The following is an 8,536-nucleotide window of genomic DNA, read 5'->3' on the forward strand; positions in this document are numbered from 1 at the left end:
CAGTCCACCCTTTCATTTTTTCCGGATTTACCCTTTCAGGTATTTTCCACATTCCCCAGCCTTCCGCGCCCGCTCATCCCCTGTGTTTTCAAGCACTTTCAACCTCTTTCAATCCAATTCCACCCTTTTCCATGATTTATGCTTGGTCACACCATCATTCACATTCCGGATTTGCGCGTCCTTGGAAATGCTTACTGTGCCTGCCGTCTGAAGGGAATTCTCTTTATTGATCAGAACATCGCCGCTTCCCACTGAGAAGTTGCCGGTCATCGTGGAAATTTCATTCAATAAGAGACTTCCTTCTCCGGTTTTCACCACATGGCCCCCTCCCGAAAAGCCCCCCAATGATATTGCACTTCCGTCAGAGGAGGAAAATTCAGCATTCGCCCCGGCCGCCAATATCATGTTTCCGGATAAGGACAGGGATGACTGATTTTCAGCGCTGATTTTCGACACTCCTTCCATGGTGATGGTGCCGGCGCTGAGACTGCTCAGGGAGAAATCTTCAGTACCTCGTGAGAGGAGGCCGGCGCCGTTCTTGAGTATCAACGTCCCCTCGCCTTTTATCCCAAACTCGGCATTGTCTTCCAAAACAAGGCTGCCTCCCCACACCGTCATATTGGCGATAATTTCGCTTTTGACCTCGGAGGAACCGGCCGCAAAGTCTTTACCCGAGAACACAACCTCGCCCTCCGTGGCCGTGGCGGCAGACGTTCCGTTGACATTGATGGTGGTTGTATTACCGTTATAGGAGGCAATCGGGTCGTAGAAATATATCGCTCTGCCGCCGCCCGCGGTGAGGTTGAGCGTTGCGGCATGGGAGCCGTCATTGATATAAATGGAGTTGGCCGTACCGCCGATTGGATTCAAGAGGTCGCTGAAATCGACACCCTGTTTATTGCCTCTGAACGTTATGTTGCCATTTGCGGCATTCAACGCAAGAGCGCTTGAGGCAACATCTGCTTCCAGATAAATGGCGCCTCCGGAACCGCCGGCAAGATTGTTGGTGAAACTGCTGACAGCACCGGCTTTGATGTTGACGCCGCTTCCGGAATAAATTGCGCCGCCATTTCCGGTTGTCGCCCTGTTGGAGTCAAACACCATGGCCTCCGCAGAACTTATTTCCACACTTCTGCCGGCGTAAATGGCGCCGCCATTGCTGCCCTGGCTTAGTCCGGCAATGCTGTTGGAATCAAAAAGGATACCATCCGCAGACGTTATTTTTACATCATAGGAAGCATAGATGGCGCCGCCGTCCGAGCCGGCGTTATTGTCCGTGAATGTGATCTTGCCGCCGGCCTGCGTCGTTTCAAGCTCGGCAGAGCTATTGGTGTAAATCGCACCGCCGCTCTCGGTGGCTTTCAACTGGTCAAACCCCAATCCCTGCGCGGCTTTTATCCTGACCGATCCGTTTAAGGAATAAACGGCGCCGCCCGTGACGGCCGCCGGAGCAGTCGAGTCCGTCCTGCCGAATAACACGTTGCCGCCCGTAGACGTCAAAATCGTATCAGTCCTCGAAAAAATGGAACCGCCATTGCCTCCGGCCGTGTTGTCCAGAAATACGATGTCACCCGAGGACTTTATTTCCGCCCCATAGACGCGCAAGGCGCCGCCGTCCGAACCGGCGTTCAGATTCTTGAACTCCACTCCCTGTGCACCATCCACGGTGACTCCGGTGGCGTTTGTGTAAATGGCGCCGCCTTGATCGGCTGCCGTTACGCTGGAATCACTCATGCCGAACGACACTTTGCCGTCCGTGGAGATGATGCTTACCTTGTCGCCACTGTTGATGCTGCCCGACGCATTGATGGAACCGCCAAGGCCGCCGGCCTTGTTATCCAGAAACACGATGTCGCCCGAGGACTTTATTTCCACGGATTTACTTCCTATCGCGCCGCTGTTAGAGTTCGCCGTGTTGCCGGTAAACGCAATCCTGCCGCCGTCTCCGACGGCCTCAATGATGGCTTTCTCGTAGGCAGATATCGCGCCGTTGCTTCGGCCGCTTTCGTTTCCTTTAAATTCTATGCTTCCGTTGGCGGAATGGACAATTACGTTGCCATTAAATGCGTTCAGCGCGCCGCCGGAATCACCTGAAACCCTGTTTGATTCAAACAAAATATCGCCGGAGGACTCAATTGTCACATGATAGGACGCCCATATGGCACCGCCCGAACTAAACGCTTCATTGTCTTTCACTTTGATGTCATGCCCGCTCGTCATATTGACCGACCCGCCATTAATATATATGGCGCCGCCATAAGCGGAGCCATATGGGGCCCTTTCCGCCTCCGCCTTATTCCCGCTAAATTCCACATTGCCGGCAGCAGTTATATTCACATCTGATACGGCTGCTATGGCGCCTCCGGATCCCTTGGTTGCTACATTTCCGGTAAACGTAATCATGCCGTCGGATTCAAGCGTAACCCCTCCCATGGATGAGATGGCGCCGCCGGAACCGGAAAGGGCCGTATTTGAGTCAAACGAAATATTGCCCTTGCCGCTGGTGATCACCACATCATCTCCCGCCCATATGGCTCCGCCTTCCATATTGGCGGCATTGTTGGTAAATGTCACATTTCCCTCGGCGGCGGTGATGTTGACGCTGTTCGCGCTGTTGATCGCGCCGCCATGGTCCGCCCCCGTCAGGTTGGCAAACGCAGAAGCCGCACTGCCTTGGAATTCCAAATGAACATAGTCTGAAGCAAATCCGCCGCCGGTGGCATCGGTGAAGTCGTATGTTTTAACTCCCGACGGACTGCCCAAAAACACTACTTTTGAAGTGGAGTCGGTCATCTGGATCGTGCTTGCAGTGGGAACCCTGTTGAGAACCGTCAATGCGGAATTCTCTCCTATGGTGACAGTGCCTGCAATTGACGAGCCCACATTCACCCCCGATATGTCCAAATTCGAGTTATTGAGCGTTATGCCGCCTGTAATGTTCAACGTTCTGGCACCTGTCAGCACAGTAACACTTGAAGAATAAACGGACAGGGAGCCGACGTCGATGTTGTCCGAATTGAATTCAACCGTTCCATTCCAGGACGAGAATATGGCGTTGTCTCCGGCTGCAAAGGTTTGGGATGCATTCCAATTTGGGGATGAGTAATCCCAGAGGCCGGAATTGCTGGTGACGGACCAGGCTTTATCAGCCGCCTGCGCGATGCCGCCCAGCGCGAACGCCGAAGCGCAAAAGGCGGTTAATATTGTCGTGTGTTTTGGATTTATTTTCATGAGGGATACTTTTGGGGAATTATTAGGATTAAATTGACTTCTAATCCATTGATTGTGATGTGATGCCAAAGGGTTTTACAGGGAGGGCAAGCGACAAGTCCGCCCCAAGGAAAACTTGAGGCGGCACATAAAAACATATCCGCAAAAAGACGGATGCGCTCATGGAAAGTCCCCGGGAAAAGGAAAACGCTTGCATGGAATCTCTCGAAAATTTGATACGGCCAACCATACGAACATGCTCAAGCATCCCAATGCATCCCATGCCGGGTGCAGACAACGCAAATAAATCTCCATGAGAGGAAATCATATCGATATGGCTAATTGGTCATATACTATCGGGTTGATAGACATAATCGAAACCCGCGTCAAGCGTATTCTCACGCTGCGGCGTGACGGGTCCGTGTCAATTTTGTCACTTTAATTCCACCTTCCTCGATACCTTCCTTGAAGCTCAAAAACCGAACGCGCCTATCACCGTATCATGGGTTGATGGGGTTGGGAGATCCGCAGCGAGGAGGAGATCTTCATCAAATTTCTTGCAAAAGCGGGCGTGAGCTTCCGGCCATGACCCGCTCCACCGGATATTCCCGCTTCAGGTTTTTCAAGGCTTTTCGAAAAACAAGAGACCAAGGAAGGGAAAAATGCTCCGGCAACATACCATCCACGGATTGATGTTGAATTCGTTGATACACTTCAAACGCTTCTTCGTAGAAAGTAAAGAGCCCATGCCATTGCCGATTTCCCGGCATATCGCGCATCAGCTATTCCTTCTTTCTCCGGGAAAAAGAAGCATGAGAACCATCGTGTTTTTTTCGGGATCTTCTTACGGTTGAAAGGATCCCATGCTTCATGTTCATTGATAAACCCAAAGAAAGAACAGTAATTTAACTTATTGATAATAAAAATATGGCACCAACCCCAAGATCTGATGCCTGAAGGCGTGCGGGGTCGAGCCCCGCCAGGCGCGCCATCCTTTCTCTCCGGCCCATCTTCTTTCAGCTTGATCATCCCCTTAGCCGGAGGGAAGATGGCAGGCAAGCTCCCATCTTCCCATGAAAACAATCCTGCTTGTCCCCCTTCTCCTCTGTACACTTCCGTGTCCGGCCCGGCAAACAAAAGACAACCTTCCAGAACAGCGTGAGATCAAGGTGCGTACAGACTGCTTTTATATTTCGGAAGATAATGCAAAAGAGGGAAAACGCGGCATCACCCTGTTTCTCCAGTCCTTCCTGAAAGGCAGCGGAACGTTTACTGAACGGGAAGGTCCCCACCAGCTGACCCTGTCGGACCCGGAAGGGTCATGGAGCGTTCCGCTTGATACGGAAATGAACACTGATCAGCATGAACCGCTTGCCGCCAAATTGTCGCAAATGCGCCTCCCTTCTTTTAATCCCGGAAAAGGAATCAAAAACTGGTGCGTGAGGCTCACTTCCCCTCCATTCCACCTGCCACCCTCCACAACGAAATTCAGAATCAGGGGGCATCTCGTTTTCTACCTTGCCAGACAAATCCATACGCTGCCGCCTTTCAACCTTCTCCAGGAAGGAAAGGGACGGACGCAGGATATCCCTCTCCCCTCCCTGGAACAAGGTGAAGGGGACCTGGCCTTTTCCGATACCCCGAACACCGCCACGTTCACTTCCTCCACCCCGTCTTCGGGCTGTGCGGACATGACGTTGAAGTACGATCCATCACGGTTCCAGTTTGCACAATTCCTCCTCGTAGACAAGAAGGGGAAGGCCGCGGAGGCCACTCCCGCCCGGTTCTCCTTTAATTTCAACGATCAGGGGCATCAGGAATATATCTTTAACCGGCAATACTATTCAAAACAGGATTGGAACCTTCTCCAGGTAAAACTTTTCTACATCAACCCGGAGGAGATGCGGCGCGTCTCGGTTCCGGTGGATATGGAAATAGACCTCGCGCGCAAAAGCCCTCCTGTCCGCCATTCCCGCCAGGAATTTACCGTCCTGCCCGCCCCGTCCTCCGTTCCTTTCATCCATGATCCGCGTCTGCCGGAGGAAAAAGTGCGGTTTGGGCTGCATTACTTCCATCAAAACCAAGACTCCGGCTCCAGCGGGCATTCCCTGGTTTACGACGGACCTTTCACCAGAATTGATTTCCGGCCTGAAACGCCGGAAAACGGGCCTGTGGCCATTAGCATTTCACCGGAAAATCCACTAGCCCTGAGGGGAAATGAAACGTCATCCCCGGTTCCCGCCGCCGCTTCCAGCCATATGAGCTTCTCCCCCTGGGAAAAAGAAATCCCTATCCCCATCCTGAGCCTGAACATCCCGGATCTGCTGCCGGAAACCTCTTCCTGCTGGACTCTCTCCGGAACGGCAAACATGATCATGGCCAGCCGCGCCTGCCGCATATCCTTCCCGCTTCCCACCGTCATGGGAAGCACGGTCACGCTCCCTCTTCAGGATATTCCGGGAATCAAACTGCCGGATGACGCCAAGGCGACGCTCACCGTCGCCGACATGAAATCCGAATCCTCACAGAGTTCCCTCCTTCTGCATGTCCGCAGCACCCTTCCTTCCGCCTGTTTCGGCGCCCTCACTCTCATTGACGCGAACAACCGGGAGTATTCTCCGACGGAACCGGTCGTTCATGATACTCCCCCGCAGGGAGTGACACGCATTTATGAACCTTATTGGGAACCTGCGGACCGGAACATTACGGCGGAGCTGATCATTTACATCAATCCCCGTACGGTACGGGTTCCACTGGATCTGAAATTCGGAGCCGGAGGAATGGTACCGTCTCAGCCATCTGAATAATGTCTCAACGACATGCCGTCCAACAAATTTCCGCCCCTCCTGAAAAACGGCGAATGCAGGTCTCTCCCAACCAGATCATGAAGCCTAAGCGGTAGGAAAACATTTCACAGGCCATGGCCGCCCCTTCCCTTGCCGGGAAATTCCGCCCGGTGAACCTCCGGAAAAACGGGGAGGAACGGAATTTTCCGGCGTGCCGCCTCCCTCCGGGTGGAACTTCATTCTGTCATCTGAACCTTTTCAAGAAGGGGGCGATGAACGCCGTTCCCAGACCTACCAGGGCAATGAGAGTAAAAGACCACCTCAGGGAAGAGGCGTGGGCAATGTGGCCGATGACGGGCGGCCCAAGCAGGAAGCCCAGGAAGCCGATCGTGGAAACGGAGGCCAGGGCCACGCTGGGAATCATCTTTTTGGACTTTCCGGCCATGCTGTAGCAGAGGGGGACAATGGAGGAAGTGCCCAGACCCACCAGCAGGAAACCCAGCGTAGCGGACCACAACACCGGAAACAGCACGGAGACCAGAAGCCCGGCGGCAATCAGGACGCCGCTGGCGCGCAGCACGCGCACGGCCCCAAAGCGCATCACCATGCGGTCCGCCGTAAAACGCCCCAGAGCCATCGTACTCATGAACGCCACGTAGCCCGCCTGCACCAGGCCCGGCCCCGGCTGCACCACGCTTTCAAAGTAGACGCCGCTCCAGTCAAACATGGTTCCCTCACTGACCATGCTCCCGAAGGCTATCAGGCCAATAAGGAGGACATAGGCATCCATGCTCCGGAACATGCCCCCGCTCTGGGAACTGGAACGCCGCGCGTCCCGCGGCAGGAGAAAAGGGGAAAATACGGCCAGAATGACCATGCATACCAGAAAGATGACGATGAAGTGCGTTTCCGTAGACACGTGCCAGTCCACCATGAACGCCCCCAGCAGCGCCCCGAAGAATCCCGCCAGGCTCCACAGGCCATGGAAGCGGGCCATGATGCTGCACTGGTACAGCCTCTCCACCCCTACCCCCTGCGTATTGACGGAAATATTCGTCAGATTCGCGGCCACGCCGAACAAAAACAGCCCTCCGGCCAGTTCCCAGAAGGAGGAAACCAGCCCCAGGCACACAAGTACGGCCGGGTAAAAAACGGAAGATGCCATGAGTATCCTCCGGCTACCGAAACGGCCTACCAGGTAGCCGGACAAAGCCATGGCGGACATCTGCCCGACAGGCACGGCAAAGAGCACGGACCCCAGATCGGCGTCATTCATTCCCAGGGCGCTCTTGACATCCGGAATACGGCATGCCCAACTGGCGAACACCAGGCCCTGAAGAAAATAGAAGGTACTGACTGACAAGCGGTAAACGCCCTGAGTCGTTTTGGGGAGAGAGAGGTTCATGCTGGATTTTCCGGATCGCGCGCAAAAAAAGCTATCTTCATTTTCCGCCCCTGGCAAGAGAAATCATATCTTGTACAATAAGATTTCACCATGCAGAACCGTCAAAGGAGCAACGGCCTGCCTTTTCCAACCAGCTATTCCGGCACCGCACCGTCTATCTCAATGCTTCCTCTCTGCAAACAAAAAACGCCGTCCACACAAGCTGGACGGCGTTTCTCAAATATAAAACGGGAGTTTTTCAGTTGGGATCGCGGTGCCAGTTCAGGGCTCCCTTGCCCAGCGCGTACAGGTAGGCCACTACCAGAATGCCGATGAAGATGCACATGGCCGTGAAGGATTCCGGATTCATCATCACGTAGTCTCGGAAGTTGACGGCCCAGGGATAGAGGAAAACCACTTCCAGGTCAAAGATGACGAAGAGCATGGCCACCATGTAGAATTTTACGGAGAACATGGGAGCGCCTTCCCCCATGGGAATCATCCCGCATTCATAAGGAATGTCGGCAGGCTTGCGCACAGAGGAGCGCTTGCCCATCAAGATACTGAGCAATAAAATAATGCCGGCCAGCCCCAGGGCCGCCACCACCTGCACCAATACTGAAAAGAATTCCTGGTTCATGACGTCTGGCACGGGTGTATCACAGCCGTCCAGGAAAAGCAAAACTAAAAAGGGCTCCCTCCCCCTGTTCCTCCAATACCCCTGCCTCTCTATTAAGGCCGGAAGCCTTAATTCCCAGCCGGAAGCTTCAGGCGTACATGACGAAGATTTGCCCTCCCCCCTGTTCCGACAGGTACCCGCCGGGAATGAGGGCCTCCCGGCCCTCATAGATCAAACGCGGCCCCAAACCGTCCCCATCCGGAACAGGCCTTTCATCAGAAGTCCTGGAAGAAGCCCCGACAGCTTGAGCAGAGGAAAATCTATTCCCGGCGTCACTTCCCCACGCGGGGGAACAGGACCACCGCCTCGGGAAACAGGCTTCATCAAAAACGCCAGCCTTACCTTTGCCGCGGACCCGCCCGCCTCTTTCGGGGGCCGCGGGGAGTCCCCTTTTCCCTGCAAGCTTCCACCCGCTCACGAAGAAAGCCGTTCCGGACCATTCCGGAACGGCTTTCCTTTCAACTGAGGGTTTCTTCC

General features: G+C 54.2%; 6 protein-coding genes. 1 reads left to right on the forward strand and 5 read right to left on the reverse strand.

Translation table 11 applies throughout. From position 1 onward, the window contains the following. Positions 1-108: 108 nt before the first annotated feature. The 3 genes from LIO64_RS09140 to LIO64_RS09150 all read right to left on the reverse strand — a co-directional run bounded on the left by LIO64_RS09140 (position 109) and on the right by LIO64_RS09150 (position 3,989). On the reverse strand, positions 109-3,231 hold the full coding sequence (locus LIO64_RS09140; protein WP_290549134.1) for a hypothetical protein: 3,123 nt from the start codon (positions 3,229-3,231) through the stop codon (positions 109-111). A gap of 40 nt (positions 3,232-3,271) precedes the next feature. Further along, positions 3,272-3,538 carry a hypothetical protein gene (locus LIO64_RS09145; RefSeq protein ID WP_290549135.1) on the reverse strand — a complete coding sequence of 89 codons (267 nt, stop codon included), beginning with the start codon at positions 3,536-3,538 and terminating at the stop codon, positions 3,272-3,274. Between the two features lie 220 nt (positions 3,539-3,758). Then, positions 3,759-3,989 (reverse strand): hypothetical protein, encoded by a 231-nt coding sequence (locus LIO64_RS09150; RefSeq protein ID WP_290549136.1) that lies wholly within the window; start codon positions 3,987-3,989, stop codon positions 3,759-3,761. A 294-nt stretch (positions 3,990-4,283) separates the two neighbouring features. Between LIO64_RS09150 and LIO64_RS09155 the strand changes: the two genes are divergently transcribed. Beyond that, positions 4,284-6,017 carry a hypothetical protein gene (locus LIO64_RS09155; RefSeq protein WP_290549137.1) on the forward strand — a complete coding sequence of 578 codons (1,734 nt, stop codon included), beginning with the start codon at positions 4,284-4,286 and terminating at the stop codon, positions 6,015-6,017. 223 nt (positions 6,018-6,240) lie between these two features. On the opposite strand, the gene LIO64_RS09160 is transcribed toward LIO64_RS09155, so the two are convergent. Further along, on the reverse strand, positions 6,241-7,401 hold the full coding sequence (locus LIO64_RS09160; protein ID WP_290549138.1) for an MFS transporter: 1,161 nt from the start codon (positions 7,399-7,401) through the stop codon (positions 6,241-6,243). Positions 7,402-7,639: 238 nt separating this feature from the next. Beyond that, complete coding sequence (locus tag LIO64_RS09165) at positions 7,640-8,020, reverse strand: NADH-quinone oxidoreductase subunit A (protein ID WP_290549139.1); 381 nt, start codon at positions 8,018-8,020, stop codon at positions 7,640-7,642. Positions 8,021-8,536 lie beyond the last annotated feature (516 nt).

This window comes from Akkermansia sp., from assembly GCF_020860705.1.
Taxonomy (GTDB): Bacteria; Verrucomicrobiota; Verrucomicrobiia; order Verrucomicrobiales; family Akkermansiaceae; genus Akkermansia.